The sequence below is a fragment of the Prauserella muralis genome, assembly GCF_003202285.1.
Lineage (GTDB): Bacteria > Actinomycetota > Actinomycetes > Mycobacteriales > Pseudonocardiaceae > Prauserella_B > Prauserella_B muralis.
The window spans coordinates 719,929-739,404 of the sequence record NZ_MASW01000006.1 but is presented as its reverse complement, the minus strand read 5'-3'; the positions used below and the strand labels follow the sequence as shown (position 1 = coordinate 739,404).

The following is a 19,476-nucleotide window of genomic DNA, read 5'->3' as shown; positions in this document are numbered from 1 at the left end:
GCCGTGAGCGAGGGACCTTTACTCCCACAAAACGAGAGTAAAGGTCCCTCGCTCTCGTTTCGGGTGTGACTACTGGGGCTGGGGAGACACCTGGGGATGCCGGCGGAAAAGGGCGGCGATCACGAGGGCGCCCACGGTGAGCACGCCGGCGGCCCAGCCGCTGGCCGTGGCGTAGCCGTGAGCAGTGGCCGCGGCGCCGCCCAGCGCCGTGGAGGCGGTGGCCGACGTGGCGATGGTGTTCAGCGTCGCCGTGCCCACCGAGGCACCCACCTGCTGCGACGTCGTGACGAACGCCGACGCCACCCCCGCGTCGCGCGCCGCGACGCCGTTCGTCGCCGTGTTGACCACCGTGGGCATCACCAGCCCCCCGCCCGCGCCGAGCAGCAACTCGGCCGGCAGGAGCAGACCCAGGTACGAGCTGGACGCCTCCAGCTGCGTGAGCAGGAGCATGCCGGCCACGAGCAGGGCCAGCCCGCCGAGCAGCAGTGGCCTCGGGCCGGTCCGCGGCGCCAGCCTCGTCGTGAGCTGTGTCGAGGCCAGCACGTTGCCCGCGACGAACGGCAGGAACGCCACACCCGCGAGCAGCGGCCCGTAACCCATGATCACCTGCATCTGGTACGTCAGGAACAGAAACATCCCGAACATTCCGAACGCCGTGATGCCGACGCCGAGGAACGCCGCACCGCGCGCCCTGTCGGTGACGACGCTCAGCGGCAGCAGCGGCCCCCTGGCCCGCGCCTGCCGCAACCCGAACGCCGCGAGCAGCACGACCGCCGCACCGAGCAGCCCGAGCACGAGCCCCGAGCCGAAGCCCGACTCCGCCGCCTCGGACAGCGCGTAGACCAGCGCGACGATCCCGCCGCCGCCGAGTGCTGCGCTGGCCCAGTCCAGCGGCGTGTCCCTGTGCTTTTCGACGTTCGGTAGCACGAACGCGCCGAGCACGGCCGCCACCGCCGCGATGGGCAGGTTGATGTAGAGGCACCAGCGCCAGTCGAGGTACTCGGCCAGCGCGCCGCCCGCCAGCAGCCCGAGCGCGGCGCCGGACATCATGATCACGGTGAAGATGCCGAACACCCTGGCCCGCTCGCGCGGCTCCTGGAAGGTGACGGTCAGCAGCGAGATGGTGGACGGCGCCAGCAGCGCGGCGAACACGCCCTGCCCTGCCCGCGCGGCGATGAGCATCTCGGTGCCGGTGGCCGCGCCGCCGATGGCGGAGGCGAGCGCGAAGCCGATGGTGCCCGCGATCAGCGTGTTCTTGCGGCCGAGCCGGTCGGCGAGCCGGCCGCCGAGCAGCAGCAGGCCACCGAAGGCCACGGTGTAGGCGGTGATGGCCCACTGCCGCGCGGCGTCGGACATGCCGAGCTCCCGCTGCGCGGACGGCAGTGCGATGTTCATGATCGTCATGTCGACGATGACCAGCAGCTGTGCCAGTCCGACGGCGGCCAGTGCCCACCATCTGCGCCGGTCCGCACCGGTGCTGACCGGGGCGGGAGCGGTCGTTGTCATGGTCACCCCTTGTGAGACTGTGTGGAGACCCGGATGGCCGGGTACGCTCGAGAGACGAGACTTACTTGTCGGCCGACTAGTTAGTTCGACAACGAACGTAAGCGATAACTAGCCGGGCGTCAAGTAAGTTCGCGCGGGATTCCAGGAGGCACGGTGGGGCGGCGCAGCGACACCAGAGAGCGCATCCAGCACGTGGCGCTCGAACTGTTCGTCGAGCACGGCTACGAGAACACCTCGCTACGGGAGATCGCCGAGCGGCTGGACGTGACCAAGGCCGCGCTCTACTACCACTTCCGCACCAAAGAGGACATCGTCCACAGCCTCATCGCCGACCTGGTGACCGCGCTGGACGAACTGCTCGACTGGGGCAGGCAGCGGCCGAGCACCGTCGAGACGCGGCAGGAGCTGCTTCGCCGGTTCTCCGCGCTGGTCGCCGACCGGTTCGAACCGGTGATGCACTTCATCCAGCAGAACATCCCCGCGGTGAAGAAGCTCGGCGTGATGCACCCGCTCGGCGAGAAGCTGCGCGAGCTGTTCGCGCTGCTCTGCGCCGACGTCGACGACCCGGAGGCCGCCCTGCGCACCCGGCTCGCGCTCGTCGCCCTGGTGCTGGGCCTCAACCCGATCTTCGGCGGGGCGCAGGCCACGCCGCCGCCCGACGTGGCCCTCGACGTCGCATTGGAGCTGGTCGCACCACGCGGCTGAACGCGGCAAGTACGCTGGACGCCGTGCTTGCCGTCGTACCGCCACCCGTGACCGTGAGGGTGCCGTCGAAGATCAACCTGCATCTTTCGGTCGGTGACGCGCGCGACGACGGCTACCACGACCTCACGACGATCTTCCAGGCGCTGTCGCTCACCGACGAGGTGACCGTCGCCGCCACGGAGGAACCCGGCCTCGAGGTGCACGGCGAGGGCGCCAAGTCGGTGCCGACCAGCGAGGACAACCTCGCGTGGCGGGCCGTCCAGGCGCTGGCCGAGCACGTCGGCCGCTCCGGCGACGAGAACAAGGTCCACATCGTCCTGCGCAAGGGCATCCCGGTGGCGGGAGGGCTCGCGGGCGGCAGCGCCGACGCGGCGGCCACGCTCGTCGGCCTCAGCGCACTGTGGAGGCTCGACATCAGCCGCGACGAGCTCGCCGGGATCGCGGCCACGCTCGGCAGCGACGTGCCGTTCGCCCTCTACGGCGGCACGGCACTCGGCACCGGCCGCGGCGAGCAGCTGGTGCCCGTGCTCTCCCGGCACGTGTTCCACTGGGTGCTGGCCTTCGACCAGCGGGGCCTGTCGACGCCCCGCGTCTACGGCGAGCTCGACCGCCTGCGGGCCGACGGCGACCCGCCCCGCGTCGGGTCGCACGATCCCGTCGTCGAGGCGCTGGCCTCCGGAGACCCGCGCCAGCTCGCCCTGCTGCTCGGCAACGACCTGCAGGCCGCGGCCGTGTCGCTGCGGCCAGGGCTGCGCCGCACCCTGCGTGCGGGCGTCAACGCGGGCGCGCTCGCCGGCACGGTGTCCGGCTCCGGCCCCACCTGTGCGTTCCTGTGCGAGGACGCCGAGTCCGCGCTCGAGGTGGCCGCCGAGCTGGCGGGCGCGGGCGTGTGCCGCACGGTGCGAGTCGCGCACGGTCCGGTGCCCGGCGCCCGCGTGGTGGGGGGAGAGGACGCGCCGCGGCCGACCACGCCGCCCCAAGTGCACGCATAAGCCTGTTCGGAAGGAAAACCCACACGGATGGCCAACCTGGTCAACCTCGAGTCCGTCAGCAAGTCCCACGGGGAACGCCTGCTGCTCGACGCCGTCTCGCTCGGCGTCGGGGAAGGTGAGCGCATCGGAGTCGTCGGCCTCAACGGCGGCGGCAAGACCACGCTGCTCGAAGTGCTCTCCGGGATCGAGCCCCCCGACTCGGGACGGGTGAGCCGCGTGCGCGACCTGCGGATGCGGGTGGTCACCCAGCGCACCGCGCTGCCGGAGGGCAGCACCGTGCGCGAGGCCGTGCTCTCCGGCTACGCCGCCGAGCACGAGTGGGCCGCCGACGCGCGCGTGCGCTCCATTGTGGAGGGTCTCGGGCTGACAGCCATCGGCCTGGAGACTCCCACCGCATCGCTCTCCGGCGGGGAGCGGCGGCGGATCGCGCTGGCCACCGCGCTCGTGGCCGAGCTGGATCTCGTGGTGCTCGACGAGCCCACCAACCACCTCGACGTGGAGGGCGTGCGCTGGCTGGCCGAGCATTTGCTGGCCCGCAAGATCGCGCTCGTCGTCGTCACCCACGACCGGTGGTTCCTCGACACCGTCTGCGGCCGTACCTGGGAGGTCGTGGGCGGCGGCGTCGAGCAGTACGAGGGCGGCTACGCCGACTGGGTGTTCGCGCGTGCCGAGCGCGCCCGGCTCGCCGCCGCGGTGGAGGAGAAGCGGCGCAACCTCGCCCGCAAGGAGCTGGCCTGGCTCCAGCGCGGGGCGAAGGCCCGCACGTCCAAGCCGCGGTTCCGCGTCGAGGCCGCCGAGGCCCTGATCTCCGACGTGCCCGCACCCCGTGACTCCGTCGAGCTGCTGTCCTTCGCCAAGCGTCGCCTCGGCAAGACCGTGCTGGAGCTGGAGGACGCGTCGCTGTCGGCGGGGGAGCGCACGCTGCTCGACCACGCCACGTGGCGCCTGGGCCCCGGCGACCGGATCGGGCTCGTCGGCGTCAACGGCTCGGGCAAGACCACCCTGCTGCGGCTGCTGGCCGGAGAGACCGAACCGGAGACGGGACGCCGCATCGAGGGCAAGACCGTGCGGCTCGCGCACCTGCGTCAGGAACTCGACGATCTGCCGGGGGACCTGCGCGTCCTGCAGGCCGTCGAGGCGGTGGCGAGCCGGGTGACGCTCGGCAAGCAGGAGCTGAGCGCCTCCCAGCTCGCCGAGAAGCTCGGCTTCCCGCCCTCGCGGCAGTGGACGCCCGTCGAGGACCTCTCCGGCGGCGAGCGGCGGCGCCTGCAGCTGGTGCGGCTGCTGATGAGCGAGCCGAACGTGCTGCTGCTCGACGAGCCCACCAACGACCTGGACATCGACACCCTGCAGCAGCTGGAGGACCTGCTCGACTCGTGGGCGGGCACGCTCGTGGTCGTCTCGCACGACCGCTACCTCGTCGAGCGCGTGTGCGACAGCGTGGTGGCCCTCTTCGGCGACGGCCGCATCACCCACCTGCCCGGCGGCATCGACGAGTACCTGCGGCGCAGGGACAGCCTGTCCGACCGCCAGGATCGGTCGGTCCTCTCGCCGCAGCCCCAGCCGCAGGCGCAGGGTGACGGCAGGCCGAAGCCGTCGGCGGCGGAGTGGCGGGCGGCGGCCAAGGAGCTGTCCCGCGTGGAGCGCAAGCTCGACGCCGTGCAGAAACGGGAGGCGCGGCTGCACGACGCGCTCGCCGCCGCGGCGACCGAGCCGGACCGGTTGATGGAGCTCAACACCGAGCTCAAGGCGGTGCTCGCCGAGAAGGACCAGCTGGAGCAGCAGTGGCTGGAGACCTCGGAGACGCTGGAGGCACTGCAGCCCTGATCGTCTCCGGCGGACCGGCTAGGGTTCCTGCCATGAGTCGGTTCGTGGAGACGATGGTCGCCACCGCGAACGCGGGTGGTCGGCAGCGTGGCATGGTCACGGGAGAGCCCAAGGAGCCGGTCCGCCGGACGTGGGCGGAGGTGCACGAGCGCGCGAGGCGCATCGCGGGCGGTCTCTCCGGAGGCGGGCTCGCGCCGGGCAGCGCGGTCGCCGTCCTCGCCGCCGCGCCGGAGCTGATCGCACCGACCGTGCAGGGCACCTGGCTCGCCGGCGGCAGCGTCACGATGCTTCACCAGCCGACGCAGCGCACCGATCTGGCGCAGTGGGCGAACGACACGATCCGTGTGCTGGAGATGATCGGCTCCGAGCTGGTGCTGCTCGGCGAGCCGTTCGACCAGCTCGCGCCCGTGCTCACCGAGCACGACATCCGCTACCGCTCCATCGAGGAGCTCCTGGGTTCCGAGCCGCTCGCCGAGCCGGTGGGCGTCGGCGAGGACGACCTGGCGCTGCTGCAGCTCACCAGCGGCTCCACCGCCGAGCCGAAGGCCGTGCGCATCACCCACGGCAACCTCTACTCCAACATGAAGGCGATGGTCGACCGGGCCGAGCTGGACCCGGCCGTCGACGTGATGGTGTCGTGGCTGCCGACGTTCCACGACATGGGCATGGTGGGCTTTCTGACGCTGCCCATGACCTTCGGCGTCGACCTGGTCAAGATCACGCCCGTCGAGTTCCTCAGCGGGCCGCTCGTCTGGCCGGAACTCATCAGCCGCTACCGCGGCACCGTCACCGCCGCGCCCAACTTCGCCTACGCGATCGTCGGCCGCAGGCTCGCCAGGGTGGACGACGACGCCTACGACCTGTCCCCGCTGCGCATCGCCCTCAACGGCGCGGAGCCGATCGACCCGACGGCCGTGCGGACGTTCACCGACGCGGGCGCCCGCTTCGGCATGCCCGCCGAGTGCGTGTTCCCCGCCTACGGCCTCGCCGAGGCCACGCTCGCCGTGTCGTTCGCGCCGCTGTTCACCGGGCTTACCGTCGACGTGGTGGAGGCCGCTCCGCTGGAGGCCGAGAACCGCGCCGTGCCGGTGCCGGAGGGAGACCCGCGCCGCGGCACCGACGACGTGCGCGGCTTCGCCGTGCTCGGGCCGACGCTGGACGGCCTCGAGGCAGAGATCGTCGACGAGCACGGCCGCGTGCGCGGCAACCGGGAGGTCGGGGAGATCCGGCTGCGCGGCGAGGCCGTCTCGCCCGGTTACCTCACCGTCAACGGCCCGGCGCCCACCCAGGACGCCGACGGCTGGTTCGCCACCGGCGACCTCGGCTACCTCATCGACGGGCAGATCGTCATCTGCGGTCGCAGCAAGGACGTCATCATCCTCGGCGGGCGCAACGTGTACCCGACCGACATCGAGCGGGCCGCCGCGTCCGTCGAGGGCGTCCGCGCGGGCAACGCCGTCGCCGTGCGCATCGACGCCGGGACGCGGCGGGAACGCTTTGCCGTCGTCCTGGAGTCCAAGCTGGCCGGTGACGCCGACGCCGAGCGTGAGCTGTCGCGGCAGGTCGCCGCCCGCGTCCGGGACGCGGTGGACGCCCGGCCGTATGCGGTGGTGGTGCTGCCGCCGGGCAGCCTGCCGAAGACACCGTCGGGCAAGGTGCAGCGCGCCGCCACCGGTGAGCGGTTCAAGCAGCAGATCGACGCCAGCGCCTAGGACTGCCCGGTTCCGGTCCGCACGCTGCCGCCGAGCCGACGGTGCCCTTGGGCACGGATGGTGTACCGAAGGTGCCCTTGGGCTCGGTGATGGGCGCTCGTCGGCTGCGGTCGGGTGTTCAGCGGCGCACGCGGCGCCACAGGGGCCTGCGTGCGTGGCTGTGCTCCAGGGCGGGAGCGATGTAGGGGCCCGCGGGAGCCACCGTCCGGGCACGCGCGGCGAGCGTGGCCTCGACGGTCCGCAGGAACGCGTCGACGGAGGCCTGGTCGTAGCCCGCGCGCTTGCCCAGCGGAGCCAGCGCGAACGTCACCTGGTGTACCTCGGCGGCGGTGATGTCGTCCTCGCCGTCGAGGGTGGCGGCGACGCGGTCGAGAAAGTCGTCGACCTGGACCTCGTTGTAGCCCCGGGTGCCGAACGGCGCGAGCGGGAACCGGATGTTGTGCACGTCCTCGGACGTCACGCTCATCTGCTGTCCCTCGCGTGCTCGATGCTCGTGGTCTCGGGCGAGCGATCCCGCGCCTCGGGCACGCGGTGCGCGTCGCGGCGCACACCGGTCCTGCTGATGAGCAGCTCCTCGATCTCGTCGAGGAACTCGTCCACCTGCCGTTCGTCGTAGCCCCGCCTGCCGATCAGCGGGCGCCCGAACTGAACGTGGTGCACCTCCGCCGCGGTGAGATCGTCGCGGCCCTCCAGGGTGGAGGCGATCCTGGCCAGGAACTCGTCGACCTCGGGCTTGGCGTAGCCCCGGCGCCCGATCGGCGCGTTGTCGAACTCGATGCGAGCGACGTCCTCAGCGGTGTACGACATGCTTTCCGTCCTAGCCGCAGGCCCGGGCAGCGGGGAACCCCCGCGCCGGATCGTCGACTCGAACAGGTGCAGGAGAGAACGCCTGTGGGTGAGTGCTCAGGCACGCACAGTGAAAACGATCAGGCCGCGTGGTAGGTGTTCTGCGCGGCGGCGAGCCCGCGGCCCACCAGGTCCTCGACAGCGTCGGCGCAGCGGTCGACGTGGAGATCCAGCTCGCGCTTCTCGGTCGTGGAGAAGTCCTTGAGCACGAAGTCGGCGGGATCCATCCGGCCGGGCGGGCGGCCGACCCCGAACCGCACCCGGTAGTAGTCGCGCGTGCCCAGCGACTTGGTGAGGGACCGGAGGCCGTTGTGGCCGTTGTCCCCGCCGCCGAACTTGAGCCGCAGCCCGCCGTACGGCACGTCCAGCTCGTCGTGGACCACCACGATCCCGCCGGGGTCCACCTTGTAGAACCGGGCGGTGCCCGCGACGGGCCCGCCCGAGAGGTTCATGAACGACCGGGGCTTGGCGAGCACGACCCTGCGATCGCCGAGGCGCCCTTCGAGCACCTCGGCGCCGCCCTTGTGTGCCTTGAACTTCCCGCCGATCCGGCGGGCCAGCTCGTCGAGCACCATGAACCCCACGTTGTGCCGGTTCGCGGCATACCGTGGCCCCGGGTTGCCGAGGCCGACGAGCAGCACCTGCCCGCCGGCCCCAGGGAGGTCGTGCTCCACCCCGAAGTCCTTTACTCCTCGGCCGCTTCCTCGGTCTCCGGCTTGTCCTCGACCACGCCGGCACCCTCGGTGTCGACGTCGGCCTCCATGGCCGCCTCGGACGGCGCCTCGTTGACGCCGACCACCATGGACTCGGGGTCGGTCGTCAGCGTGGCACCGGAGGGCAGCGGGACCTGCGAGGCGAGGATCTGGGTGCCGGCCTCGGCGCCGTCGATCGAGACCTCGACCTGCTCGGGAATGTGCAGGGCCTCGACCTCGACCTGGATCGTGTCCAGCTCCTGGTGGACCAGGGTGCCCGGGCCCGAGGTACCGGTCAGCACCACCGGCACGTCCACGGTGACCTTCTCGCCACGGTGCACGACCAGCAGGTCGACGTGCTCGATGTAGTTCTTGAGCGGGTGCACCGTGATGGTCTTGGTCAGAGCCAGCTCGGTGGCCTTCTCGGCCTTGGACTCGGCACCCGCCACGTCGAGGGTCAGCACGGCGTTCTGGCCGTTGTCCCTGATGACGCGCGCGAAATCGATCGCGGGCAGGGCCAGGTGCCGCGGGTCGACGCCGTGGCCGTAGAGCACCGCCGGAATCTTGCCTGCGCGGCGCGCGCGGCGCGCGGCGCCTTTGCCGAACTCGGTGCGGGGTTCGACCGTGAGACGTACCTCGGACACGGGGATGCACTCCTTGGGGTGGGGTCACTCGCGTTGCTTGTGGCTGTCCGGCGGCGAGTTCCACGACGTGCGCGCACACGGGTGGCCGCTCAAGCCGCCGCGTCGATCACGTCGGGTCCGGGTCTGACACCGGCCCGCCTCGCCGAGACAACCTGCACAGTTTAATCGAGGCCGATCAGCGCGATCACCGGGGTGCGTGATCGGCGCCGGGCGCGGGCCGCGAGCACCCGCGCCCGGGCGCGACGACTACGCGCTGCCGTCGAAAAGGCTCGTCACCGAGCCGTCCTCGAAGACCTCCTGGATCGCGCGGGCCAGCAGCGGCGCGATCGAGAGCACGGTGAGGCCGGGGAAGCGCTTCTCCTCCGGGATGGGCAGCGTGTTGGTGACGATCACCTCGCGGGCCTTGCTGCCGGACAGCCGCTCGGTGGCCGGGTCGGACAGGATGCCGTGGGTGGAGGCGATCACCACGTCGGAGGCGCCTTCCTGCAGCAGCGCGTCGGCGGCCTTGGTGATGGTGCCGCCGGTGTCGATCATGTCGTCGATCAGCACGCACAGCCGGTTGCGCACGTGGCCCACGACGCGGTTGGCGACGGCCTGGTTCGGCTTGTCGGGGTCGCGCGTCTTGTGGATGAACGCGATCGGCCGGTCGCCGAGCTGCTGGGCCCACTTCTCCGCGAGCCGCACGCGGCCGGAGTCCGGGGAGACGACGGTGATGTCGGCGTCGCCGTAGGTCTGCCTGATGTGGTCGGCGAGCACGGTCTGGGCGAGCAGGTGGTCGACGGGTCCGTCGAAGAAGCCCTGGATCTGTGCCGTGTGCAGGTCGACCGTCATGATCCGGTCGGCGCCCGCCGTCTTGAACAGGTCCGCGATGAGCCGCGCGGAGATCGGCTCGCGGCCCTTGTGCTTCTTGTCCTGCCGCGAGTACGGGTAGAAGGGCATGATCGCGGTGATGCGCTTCGCGCTCGCGCGCTTGAGCGCGTCCACCATGATGAGCTGCTCCATCACCCACTCGTTGATCGGCGGGGAGAAGCTCTGGATCACGAACGCGTCAGTCCCGCGCACCGACTCCTCGAAGCGCACGTAGATCTCGCCGTTGGCGAACGTGTGCACGGTCTGCGGGGTGATCGTCACGTTGAGGTGCTTCGCGACCTCTTCCGCGAGTTCCACGTGCGAACGTCCGGAGAAGAGCATCAGGTTCTTCTTCGGCGTGCCGGACTTCGGGCTCATTCTGGCGACTCCCCGTCGGTATCGTTCTCCTGCTGTGCGGCGAGTGCCCTTTCCGCTGCCTCCGCCGCCGGGGTGCCGGGCCTGCGGCGCGGCACCCAGCCTTCGATGTTCCGTTGTGGTGAGCCCGAGACCGCCAGCGCACCGGGCGGCACGTCGCGGCGGATCACGGTGCCGGCGCCACTGTACGCGCCGTCGCCCACCTCCACGGGCGCCACGAACATGGTGTCCGAGCCGGTCCGGACGTAGGAGCCGATCGTCGTGTGGTGCTTGCTCACACCGTCGTAGTTGACGAACACGCTCGAGGCGCCGATGTTGCTGTATTCCCCAATAGTCGCATTGCCGACGTAGGTCAGATGCGGCACCTTGGTTCCGCGCCCGATTTCTGCCTGTTTGGTCTCCACGAACGTGCCGATTTTCCCGCTTTCGCCGAGCCGCGTTCCGGGCCGCAGGTAGGCGAACGGTCCCACGCTGGCGCCGTCGCCGATCACCGACTCGCTGCCGTGTGTACGCACCACAGCGGCGTGCTCACCCACCGTGACGTCGGTGAGTGTCGTGTCCGGGCCGATCCGCGAACCCTCGCCGACGCTGGTGGCCCCGTGCAGCTGCACGCCGGGCTCGAGGACGACGTCCCTGGCGAGCGTGACGCCCGCGTCGAGCCACGTCGACGCCGGGTCCACCACGGTCACCCCTTCCAGCTGCCAGTTCCGCACGATCCTGCGGTTGAGCTCCGCGCCGAGCGCGGACAGCTGCACACGGTCGTTGACGCCCTCGGTCAGCCACGGGTCCTCGACCACCAGCGCGCCGATGCGCCTGCCGTCGCCGCGCGCGATGCCGAGCACGTCGGTGAGGTACAGCTCGCCCTGGGCGTTGTCGGTGGACAGTCGCGAAAGGCCGTCGGCGAGCACCGTCGCGTCGAACGCGTAGACCCCGGAGTTGATCTCGTCGATCGCCCGCTGCTGAGGGCTCGCGTCCTTCTGCTCGACGATGCCCGTCACCTCGCCCCGGTCGTCGCGCAGGATGCGGCCGTACCCGGAGGGATCGGCCACGCGCGCGGTCAGCACCGTCACCGCGTTGCCTGCCCGTTGGTGCTCGGCCAGCAGGGTGCCGAGCGTGCCGGTGTCGAGCAGCGGCACGTCGCCGTAGGTGACGAGCACGGTGCCGGGCCCCTGCGGCAGTTCCGGCACGGCGCACGACACGGCGTGCCCCGTGCCGCGCTGCTCGGCCTGCACGGCGGTGACGACCGGCCTGCCGAGTGCCTTGCCGACGAGGCCGAGGTGGTCGGTCACCGCCTCCCTGCCGTGGCCGACCACCACCACGAGCCGTTCCGGGTCGAGCCCCGCCGCGGCACGCACGGCGTGCTCCACCAGCGGACGGCCGGCGATCGGGTGCAACACCTTGGGCGTTGCCGAACGCATGCGGGTGCCCTCACCCGCGGCGAGAATCACGGTGCTCAGCGGGCCGGTCACGGCACTCCTCAATCCAGACGGTCTGCTCGTCCTGCGGTTCTGGCGCGCAGCCGGACGGGCGGCTCGCACCGCGCGCCGGGCGCTGTCCGGGCCACGATCCTACGGGTGGCTCGCGGCGTCCGGCGTGGGGTCGGTTACCGGTGCCTGCTCGTCGGCGTCCACCCCGTCGGCCGCCGAGGCCGGTGAGGTCGCGATCTGGTTGCCGCCCCTGCGCTTCGCCTGGTACATCGCCGCGTCGGCGCGGGAGAGCACCTCCTCGGCGCGCTCCTGCGGGCGCAGGGAGACCAGGCCCACGGACAGTGTCACGCCGTGTGAGAGGTGGTGCGGCAGCGACGCCACCGCCTTCACCGAGCGGTTCAGCGCCTGGGTCGCCGCCGACAGCGGGGCCCCGGGCAGCAGCACGATGAACTCGTCGCCGCCGTAGCGGGCCACGATGTCGTCGCCGCGCAGCGCGTCCCGGAGCGTGCTGGCCACGACCCGCAGCACGTCGTCGCCCTCGGCATGGGAGTGCTGGTCGTTGACGTCCTTGAAGCCGTCGAGGTCCACCAGCGCCACCGCGAGCGGCTGGGCCAGCGTCGAGGCGGCCAGTGTGCGCAGCCGCTCGTCGAGCGCGCGCCGGTTGGGCAGCCCGGTGAGCGGGTCCTGCAGTGCCTGCTGGGTGATCGCGCCGTGCTCGGCGGACAGCCGCTCGTGCTCCCGGCGCGTGTTGAGCGTGGCGATCTGCGACTCGCGCAGCGACCACAGCTCGTCCTCCAGCGTCTCGGCGTACTCGGCGAGCAGCGAGTGCCTGCCGCTCTCGCCGGTACCGTCGTCGCTGAGCCGGGCCAGCTCGCGGACGAGGTTGAGCCGCATCGACGGCTGCGAGTTGTCCTCGGCCTGGGTGTTGCGGACGGTGAACAGCACCTCCAGCGCCTCGTCGACGCGGCCCTCGGTCTCCAGGCAGCGGGCCAGCGCGATGGAGACCAGGATGTTCTCGTGCGGATAGCCCTGCGCGCCGTGCAGGCTGCGCAGCCGGTCGACGTGGGCGGTGCTCGGCGCGGCGAAGGCGAGTGACGCGGCGAGCACCCCGACCTGGTCGACGGCGGGCACACCCGCCTCCCTGGGAAACAGCGACTCCGCGAATGGCGCCTCGACGGCGATGGCCATGGACGCGGCCGTGCGGAACTTCTCCCTGGCCTCGTCGTGGCGGCCGATGCGTTCCAGCCGCAGCCCCCAGCCGAGCAGCATCTTGACCCGGTTCATCAGCTGCAGGGTGATCTCGTGCGGCCCCGCGCTGTCCCGGATGGCCTGGTGGGCGCGGGCGATGACCTCCTCGGCCGCCTCGTACACGCCCAGCTGGTTGAGCACGATCCAGCAGTCGTTGAGCGCCGAGGACAGCAGCCGGTCCGAGGCCCTGCGGCCCAGTGGCACGCCGGGGCTCGGCGCGTCGTCGAGGATGGCCAGCGCCCTGGCGATCTCGGTGAGCGCCGCGTCCTCCTGCAGGCCGAGCACGAGCCGCCTGCCGCGCAGGGCGTGCGCGTCGGCCCGCAGCAGCGCCAGGCCGTGGCGCTTGGTGTGGGCGAGCATCTCGTCGAGCAGCTGCTCGGCCTCCTCGGCGAGGCCGCGGGTGACGAGCCTGGCCAGGGCCGTTGCGCGCAGCATCTGGGCGACGAGCACCGGCTCGCCTCGCCGCTGGGTCTCCTCCAGCAGGCCGTCGAGGGTGGCGATGACGCGGAGTTGCTCGGCATGGTCGGCGCGCTGCACCGCGGCGATGAGCTCGCGCGCACGCCCGAGCAGCCAGGCGTCGGACATGTCGCCCAACGCCGGGCGCCGGGAGTCTTCCGCGTCAAGACCCTCGCCGTGCAGCCGCCTCACACCCCCTAGTCGGCGCGTCCGGGCCGCTGTTTCGCCTGGTCCGCCCGGTCACGAAACGCTCCGCCGCCAGGACTCGAACCTGGACTGTCAGAACCAAAATCTGAAGTGCTGCCAATTACACTACGGCGGATCGCGCCTGGTCAGGATAGCCAGTTCCAGATTGGGTACTCGTGCGGGGGCAAACCCTGCTGTACCGTAACTTACGGCATCGTAGGTAAGGCGACCCTTGCTAGGTCCGTTCGTGGAAAGAAGTGAAGTGCATGACGGCGACCCTCGAAGACTCCGAAGAACACACAGCTCCCGCCGCCAAAGGACCCAAGCCGATCCTCGACGGCAAGCGCGGCGCAGGCGTCCAGGCCTCGGTGTACTTCGGCGTCATCGCGCCGCTGGCCGCGCTCGTCGCGGCCGTTCCCTTCGCCTGGGGCTGGGGACTCACCTGGGTGGACGTCACGTTGTTCGTGGTCTTCTATGCCATCTCCGGCCTGGGCATCACCGTGGCCTACCACCGCCACTTCACGCACGGCTCGTTCAAGGCCAAGCGGTGGCTGCGCGTGGCGATGGCCATCGCGGGCAGCCTGGCCGTGCAGGGTCCGCTGATCACGTGGGTTGCCGACCACCGTCGGCACCACGCCTTCTCCGACCGTGAGGGCGACCCGCATTCGCCGTGGCTGTTCGGCACCTCGCCGCTGGCCATCGCCAAGGGCTTCTGGCACGCCCACATGGGCTGGCTGTTCGAGCGGGACAAGAGCAACGCGGAGCGGTTCGCTCCCGACCTGCTCAAGGACAAGGCGCTGAGCAGGGTGGACCAGCTGTTCTGGCTGTGGACGCTGCTCTCGCTGGTGCTGCCCGCGCTCATCGGCGGCCTCGTCACCTGGTCGCTGTGGGGCGCGGTGACCGCGTTCTTCTGGGCCGGGCTGGTGCGCGTCTGCGTGCTGCACCACGTGACCTGGTCGGTCAACTCCATCTGCCACATGATCGGGGAGCGGCCGTTCACCGCCCGTGACCGCTCGGCCAACTTCTGGCCGCTGGCGATCATGTCCTTCGGCGAGTCCTGGCACAACCTGCACCACGCCGACCCGACGTCGGCGCGGCACGGCGTGCGGCGCGGCCAGATCGACATCTCCGCCCGCGTGATCTGGCTGTTCGAGAAGCTCGGCTGGGCACACAACGTGCGCTGGCCGACCCCGACCCGGCTCGAGAAGCTGGCGGTCCACACCGGGTAGCCGCCCGCGCCGGGTAATACAGTTGCCCGGTGGCAGCTCGACGGCGGGCACGACGTGACGCCGCCACCGGGGCGCAGGAGAACGCCCCGGTGGCGCGCGTGCGCATGACCGGAACCGAACGCAGACAGCAACTGCTCAGCGTGGCGCGCGCCCTGTTCGCGGAGAAGGGCTTCGACGGCGCCTCGATCGAGGAGATCGCTCACCGGGCCAACGTGTCGAAGCCCGTGGTCTACGAGCATTTCGGCGGCAAGGAGGGCATCTACGCCGTCGTCGTGGACAGGGAGACCCAGGCGCTGCTCGACCGCATGGTGTCCACTTTGCACGGTGGGCATCCGCGCGCGATGCTGGAGCAGGCGGCGATCGCGCTGCTCAGCTATGTCGAGGACTCGCACGACGGCTTCCGCATCCTCGTGCGCGACTCGCCGGTCGCCAGCTCCACCGGCACGTTCTCCACGCTGCTCAACGACATCGCCAGCCAGGTGGAGCACATCCTGGCCCAGCAGTTCTCCTCGCGCGGCTACGACGACAAGCTCGCGGCGCTCTACGCGCAGGCGCTGGTCGGCATGGTCGCGCTCACCGGGCAGTGGTGGCTCGACGCGCGCAAGCCCAAGCGTGACGAGGTGGCCGCCCACCTGGTGAATCTCGCCTGGAACGGCCTCTCCCACCTGGAGCACAAGCCGAAACTGCGGCTGAACTGAGGAGCCGACGGTTTCAGGTGGCCTTGGCGAACATCTGCCCGGCCATCCGGAGTGAGCCCTCGATGGCGGCGAGACCACGCGGGAGCATCACCGACTCGTACGCGGCGACCGCGGTGGCGCACGATTGGTTGCCGCGCACCGCCGACAGCAGTTCCCCGGACAGCGTCGCGGCATCCTGCAGGGCGGTGTTGGCGCCGACGCCTCCGGTCGGTGGCATCGTGTGGATGGCATCGCCCAGCAGCGTGACCGGACCGGAACTCCACGCGTCGACGCGGTCGCCGGCCCGGATGGCGATCGGAAAGAACGATTCGGCGTCGGCATGGTCGAACAGCGCCCGGACGGCCGGATGCCAGTCCGCCGTGGCCTCCACCGCGATCCGCTGCAGATCCCGTGGCGGAAGAGCGAACAGCGTCTCGTCGGGCGTGCCGAGCCGCTGGGACGGCGCGACGAACGTGGTCATCAGGTAGTCCGACACGCCTTCGGGCCGAGAACGGAACCGCACTGTCGCGAACCCGGCGCCGTATCCCTTCTCGTCGGCGACCCAGCAGAAGCCGCGGTTGAAGTCGTCCGGGATCAGCGGGTCGGTCGTGTCGTCGATCGGCATTCGCCCGTAGATGCACCGCAGTCCCAGATCGCGAGTCCTGACGTGCGGGAGCAGTTGCCTGCGTACCGCCGAACCGGCTCCGTCCGCTCCCACGAGAAGGTCCCCCTCGTCGTGGCCGCCTTCTGCGAACTCCACGCGGACGCGGCCCGAATCGGTGATCTGGTATCCGGTCAGTGTCCTGGCGAAGCAGACCGTCTCGGCAAGGCCGGTGAGCAGCCCCTGCCGGAGCGTGTCGCGGTCGACGTGGGTCATCTCGTCGGTGCTGACTCCCGGGAACGTCTGGGCCATCACCCGGTCCAGCTGGGAGGTGTAGGTGGCGACAAGATCGCCGTTGACTCCGCTGGTGCTGCGGATCCGGTCGAGGACATGGGCGGGCAGGCAGCGCCGCAGCGCGGCGTTGCCGTGGGGGTCGATGTGGATTCGGTAGCCCTGGTTGCGCGTGCTCGGCGTGGGGTCCCGCTCGTACACGGCGACGTCGACACCGCCGTGGCGGAGCGCCTGTGCGAGCGCCAACCCGCCGATGCCTGCGCCGGCGATGATGATCCGTGGTCGTTCTGGCATGGCATGTCCCTCTCCTGGGGGCGACTCGATCGCCCAGCCGTATCAAGCATGTGAATGCCTTTATCAAACATCTGTATGAGTAGCTTTGTCAAGCAGATGTATACTGGTTGCGTGCCATCGTCGAGCCCTCGCAGGTCGCCCAAGCCGCAGGAGCGGCAACGCGACCCCGAACGCACCCGGCAGCGGATCCTCGATGCGGCGGCGGCCGAGTTCGGCGCGCACGGCTACGCGGGAGCCCGGGTCCGGGCCATCGCCGCCAGGGCGGGGGTCAATCAGCAGCTGGTGTCGTATTACTTCGACGGCAAAAAAGGTCTGTATCAGGCCATGACTCAGCAGTGGCAACAGCGCCGCGCCGAACTGGCGCCGCCAGGTACGCCGATGCCTGAACAGCTGCGCCGCTATGCCCTTGAAGTGTTGCGCGACCCGGAGGGCGTCCGCATGTTCGCCTGGAGCGGCCTCGACTACACCGGCCCGGACGACGACCCCGATCGGGCCGCGCGGACTCAGCTGCTCAGCACCAGCGTCGACGAGCTGCGTGCGCTCCAGAGATCCGGCCGGCTTCCCGCCGAGGTGGACCCGGCCTGCCTGCTCGTCATGCTGATGGCCGCGACCATGGCGACCACAACACTGCCGCACGTCATCGAAAGCGTCTGCGGTACCGATCCCAGATCGCCCGAATTCGTCGAGCACTTCGCCGATCAGGCGGCCGTCCTCGCCCGGCTGATCGGGCTCGAACCCGCCTGACCTCGTTCGTCAGGCCGGCAGAGCGCAGAGCGTGGTCACCGGCGCGCGCGGGAGCGCACTCTGGCCAGCGTGACACCTGCCGCGAGCAGCACGCCCAGTGCCGCCAGCAGCGGCACCGCGCCGATCGTGTCCACCCAGGACGCCAGCGTGGACTGCACGGTGCGGGCGGCGTCCACGACCGGATCGGCCGCCGAGCCGCCGCCGTGGAAGAGCCGCAGTTCGTAGACCCCGTAGTAGCCGATGTAGAGCCCGACGAGCACGAGCAGGGCACCGCCGATGCGGTTGACGTGCGGCAACAGCCTGCGGAAGCCGCCCGTCACCGCCGTGCTGGCCAGCGCCACGGCGACGGCGAGCACTCCGACCACCAGGGTCATCCCGGCTCCGTACGCCAGGTACGCTGCGATGCCCTCGACCACCGACCCGCTGCGGAAGGTCGTGCTCGTCACCGCCAGGAACGGCGCGACGGTGCACGACAGCGACGCCAGCGCGTAGGCGAATCCGTATCCGACCATGGAGCCGAGCCGCGCCGTCGGGGCTCCGCGCGTGGGCTTGGGCACCAGCAGCGTCAGCTCCCGGCCCGCCAGCATCCAGGCGCCGAGCCCGACCATCGCCACGCCGACGACGATCGTCACGGCGGGCAGGTACTGCTGCGCCGAGGAGGCCAGCGGCGAGATCACCAGCCCGAACGCGCCGAACACGGTGAGGAAGCCGAGCGCCATCGCCGCCGTGGCGGCCAGCGCCCGGCCCAGCGCCGCGGGCCTGCCGCGCTGGTGCCCGCCCTCCCCGGCGACCACCAGCGTCAGGTAGGCGGGCAGCATCGCGAAGCCGCAGGGGTTCACGGAGGCGACCATCCCCGCGGCCAGCGCGAAGCCGAGCGTGTCCAGGTCCACGCTCAGGCACCGGCCAGTTCGGCGACCCGCCGGGCGAGCTCGTCCTCGGGCAGCTGCTGCTTGACGACCTCGACCGTGCCGTCGGCGCTGACGAACGCGTACGCGGGCTGGTAGGTGACGCCGAAGCGCTGCCACAGCTCGCCGCCGCTGTCGTTGAGGTGCGGGAACCCGCCGACGCCGTAGTCGCGCACGAAGTCCCGCATGGGGCCCGCGTCGTCCTGGGAGGCGACGCCGACGAACGTCACCGAGCCCTGGTGCGCCTTCGCGGTGCTCGCCAGCGACGGCGCCTCGGCCCGGCAGTTCGGGCACCATGGCGCCCAGAACCACAGCACGGCGGGCTTGCCCGCGAGGCTCTCGCCGGAGAACGGCTTGCCGTCGAGGGTGGTGGCGCTGAACCGCAGCTCATCGGGCACCGGCGGGGCGGGCCGGGACGCCGAGCCGGATGTCTCCGGCGAGGACGGCGCAGACGTCTCCGCCTGCGAGGTGGCCGAGGCGGGCGCCGTGCCGCTCGTCGCGGGTGCGCCGGAGTCCGGCTGCCGCGAGCCGCAGGCGGCGACCGTGGCCGCGAGCGTGACGGCGCCGAGCAGCACACCGAGCGAACGGGCGCGCGAAGACATGTGGTGACCTCCCCTGGGTTGGTTGCCGATGCGCTCATCCTGTGACACGACGGCGCCGAACGGGACGCCCCGGAGGATTACGGACCTATGACGTCACCCGTTGTCCGAGGTGGACGACGCCGTGGGCCAGCACGAGCTTGAGCAGCAACACGGCGGGCAGCCATGCCAGGCCGGGCGGCGCGGCGACCAGCGGCGCGGCCAGCACGCCGCAGGTGGTCACCGCCATCGCCAGCGGGCGCTGCCACCGCGGGTCCGCCCTGTGCGCCACGACAGCGCCCGCGAGCGCCCAGCAGTACCAGAGCGGGCCCCACCACCAGGCGCCGCCGGGAAACACCAGCCCGGCGACAACCGGCTGCACGTGCGCCGCCGTCAGCCCCACCGGGTGGTGGACGAAGCGCTGCAGCGCGTTGCCCGCGAACGGCAGTGGGGAGTGGTAGAAGCGCTGCGTGCTGTCCAGCGCGTTGGCCACGACACCGCCGGCCAGGTCGTAGACGAGCACCACACCGACGAGCCACTGCCACCACGCCCAGCCGAGGTCGCGGCCCGCGAGCGCCAGCGCGGCGACCCCGGCCAGCGCGACGGCGTGCGCCAGTCCCTTCTCGCGCGGGCTCGCCCCGCTCTCGAACAGCCAGCTCGGCCTGCCCCCTGCCACGGCATCCCCCTTGTTT

19 protein-coding genes and 1 tRNA gene are annotated in these 19,476 nt (G+C 71.3%); 7 read left to right on the top strand and 13 right to left on the bottom strand.

From position 1 onward, the window contains the following. Window positions 1-69: 69 nt before the first annotated feature. A complete protein-coding gene (locus tag BAY60_RS29055; protein ID WP_112284524.1) occupies window positions 70-1,506 on the bottom strand; it encodes an MFS transporter in 1,437 nt (478 codons plus the stop codon). Between the two features lie 153 nt (window positions 1,507-1,659). Here BAY60_RS29055 and BAY60_RS29050 point away from each other — a divergent pair, with 153 nt between their 5' ends. From BAY60_RS29050 to BAY60_RS29035, 4 genes are read left to right on the top strand one after another with little or no spacing between them, the layout of a single operon-like run. Then, a complete protein-coding gene (locus BAY60_RS29050) occupies window positions 1,660-2,211 on the top strand; it encodes a TetR/AcrR family transcriptional regulator (protein WP_211330490.1) in 552 nt (183 codons plus the stop codon). Between the two features lie 23 nt (window positions 2,212-2,234). Continuing rightward, window positions 2,235-3,203 carry a 4-(cytidine 5'-diphospho)-2-C-methyl-D-erythritol kinase gene (locus BAY60_RS29045; RefSeq protein WP_112284522.1) on the top strand — a complete coding sequence of 323 codons (969 nt, stop codon included), beginning with the start codon at window positions 2,235-2,237 and terminating at the stop codon, window positions 3,201-3,203. A 27-nt stretch (window positions 3,204-3,230) separates the two neighbouring features. Beyond that, window positions 3,231-5,030 carry an ATP-binding cassette domain-containing protein gene (locus tag BAY60_RS29040; protein WP_112284521.1) on the top strand — a complete coding sequence of 600 codons (1,800 nt, stop codon included), beginning with the start codon at window positions 3,231-3,233 and terminating at the stop codon, window positions 5,028-5,030. Window positions 5,031-5,062: 32 nt separating this feature from the next. Further along, window positions 5,063-6,742 carry a fatty acyl-AMP ligase gene (locus BAY60_RS29035; RefSeq protein WP_112284520.1) on the top strand — a complete coding sequence of 560 codons (1,680 nt, stop codon included), beginning with the start codon at window positions 5,063-5,065 and terminating at the stop codon, window positions 6,740-6,742. 118 nt (window positions 6,743-6,860) lie between these two features. Here BAY60_RS29035 and BAY60_RS29030 read toward each other — a convergent pair whose 3' ends face one another. From BAY60_RS29030 to BAY60_RS28995, 8 genes are all read right to left on the bottom strand, one after another. Continuing rightward, the gene (locus tag BAY60_RS29030; RefSeq protein ID WP_112284519.1) at window positions 6,861-7,208 is read right to left on the bottom strand and encodes a DivIVA domain-containing protein; all 348 of its coding nucleotides are present in this window, start codon (window positions 7,206-7,208) and stop codon (window positions 6,861-6,863) included. After that, window positions 7,205-7,549 carry a DivIVA domain-containing protein gene (locus tag BAY60_RS29025; RefSeq protein ID WP_112284518.1) on the bottom strand — a complete coding sequence of 115 codons (345 nt, stop codon included), beginning with the start codon at window positions 7,547-7,549 and terminating at the stop codon, window positions 7,205-7,207. The genes BAY60_RS29030 and BAY60_RS29025 overlap by 4 nt, the downstream gene beginning before the upstream one ends. A 119-nt stretch (window positions 7,550-7,668) precedes the next feature. Continuing rightward, window positions 7,669-8,262, bottom strand: a complete 594-nt coding sequence (pth, locus tag BAY60_RS29020; protein ID WP_112284517.1) for an aminoacyl-tRNA hydrolase — start codon at window positions 8,260-8,262, stop codon at window positions 7,669-7,671. An 11-nt stretch (window positions 8,263-8,273) separates the two neighbouring features. Next, window positions 8,274-8,924: a 50S ribosomal protein L25/general stress protein Ctc gene (locus BAY60_RS29015; RefSeq protein WP_112284516.1), complete on the bottom strand. Its 651-nt coding sequence runs from the start codon at window positions 8,922-8,924 to the stop codon at window positions 8,274-8,276. Window positions 8,925-9,170: 246 nt separating this feature from the next. Further along, on the bottom strand, window positions 9,171-10,151 hold the full coding sequence (locus BAY60_RS29010; protein ID WP_112284515.1) for a ribose-phosphate diphosphokinase: 981 nt from the start codon (window positions 10,149-10,151) through the stop codon (window positions 9,171-9,173). Then, window positions 10,148-11,617 carry a bifunctional UDP-N-acetylglucosamine diphosphorylase/glucosamine-1-phosphate N-acetyltransferase GlmU gene (glmU, locus tag BAY60_RS29005; protein ID WP_112284514.1) on the bottom strand — a complete coding sequence of 490 codons (1,470 nt, stop codon included), beginning with the start codon at window positions 11,615-11,617 and terminating at the stop codon, window positions 10,148-10,150. The genes BAY60_RS29010 and glmU overlap by 4 nt, the downstream gene beginning before the upstream one ends. Before the next feature lie 99 nt (window positions 11,618-11,716). After that, window positions 11,717-13,408 carry a GGDEF domain-containing protein gene (locus BAY60_RS29000; RefSeq protein WP_112284513.1) on the bottom strand — a complete coding sequence of 564 codons (1,692 nt, stop codon included), beginning with the start codon at window positions 13,406-13,408 and terminating at the stop codon, window positions 11,717-11,719. Window positions 13,409-13,529: 121 nt separating this feature from the next. Then, window positions 13,530-13,601, bottom strand: a tRNA-Gln gene (locus tag BAY60_RS28995). A gap of 130 nt (window positions 13,602-13,731) precedes the next feature. Here BAY60_RS28995 and BAY60_RS28990 point away from each other — a divergent pair. Together BAY60_RS28990 and BAY60_RS28985 are read left to right on the top strand one after the other, a co-directional pair. Further along, entirely contained in the window at window positions 13,732-14,694 is a 963-nt protein-coding gene (locus BAY60_RS28990) for an acyl-CoA desaturase (RefSeq protein ID WP_112284512.1), read from the top strand. Window positions 14,695-14,798: 104 nt separating this feature from the next. Next, a complete protein-coding gene (locus tag BAY60_RS28985) occupies window positions 14,799-15,392 on the top strand; it encodes a TetR/AcrR family transcriptional regulator (protein ID WP_170160604.1) in 594 nt (197 codons plus the stop codon). Between the two features lie 13 nt (window positions 15,393-15,405). On the opposite strand, the gene BAY60_RS28980 is transcribed toward BAY60_RS28985, so the two are convergent. Then, window positions 15,406-16,557 carry an FAD-dependent oxidoreductase gene (locus BAY60_RS28980; protein ID WP_112284511.1) on the bottom strand — a complete coding sequence of 384 codons (1,152 nt, stop codon included), beginning with the start codon at window positions 16,555-16,557 and terminating at the stop codon, window positions 15,406-15,408. Between the two features lie 111 nt (window positions 16,558-16,668). On the opposite strand from BAY60_RS28980, the gene BAY60_RS28975 reads away from it, so the two are divergent. Further along, window positions 16,669-17,301 (top strand): TetR/AcrR family transcriptional regulator, encoded by a 633-nt coding sequence (locus BAY60_RS28975; protein WP_112284510.1) that lies wholly within the window; start codon window positions 16,669-16,671, stop codon window positions 17,299-17,301. A 35-nt stretch (window positions 17,302-17,336) separates the two neighbouring features. Here BAY60_RS28975 and BAY60_RS28970 read toward each other — a convergent pair whose 3' ends face one another. The 3 genes from BAY60_RS28970 to BAY60_RS28960 form a co-directional block, all read right to left on the bottom strand. Continuing rightward, on the bottom strand, window positions 17,337-18,191 hold the full coding sequence (locus BAY60_RS28970) for a cytochrome c biogenesis CcdA family protein (RefSeq protein WP_112284509.1): 855 nt from the start codon (window positions 18,189-18,191) through the stop codon (window positions 17,337-17,339). Between the two features lie 2 nt (window positions 18,192-18,193). After that, window positions 18,194-18,808, bottom strand: a complete 615-nt coding sequence (locus BAY60_RS28965; RefSeq protein ID WP_112284508.1) for a protein disulfide oxidoreductase — start codon at window positions 18,806-18,808, stop codon at window positions 18,194-18,196. 85 nt (window positions 18,809-18,893) lie between these two features. Further along, entirely contained in the window at window positions 18,894-19,460 is a 567-nt protein-coding gene (locus BAY60_RS28960) for a hypothetical protein (RefSeq protein WP_112284507.1), read from the bottom strand. Window positions 19,461-19,476 lie beyond the last annotated feature (16 nt).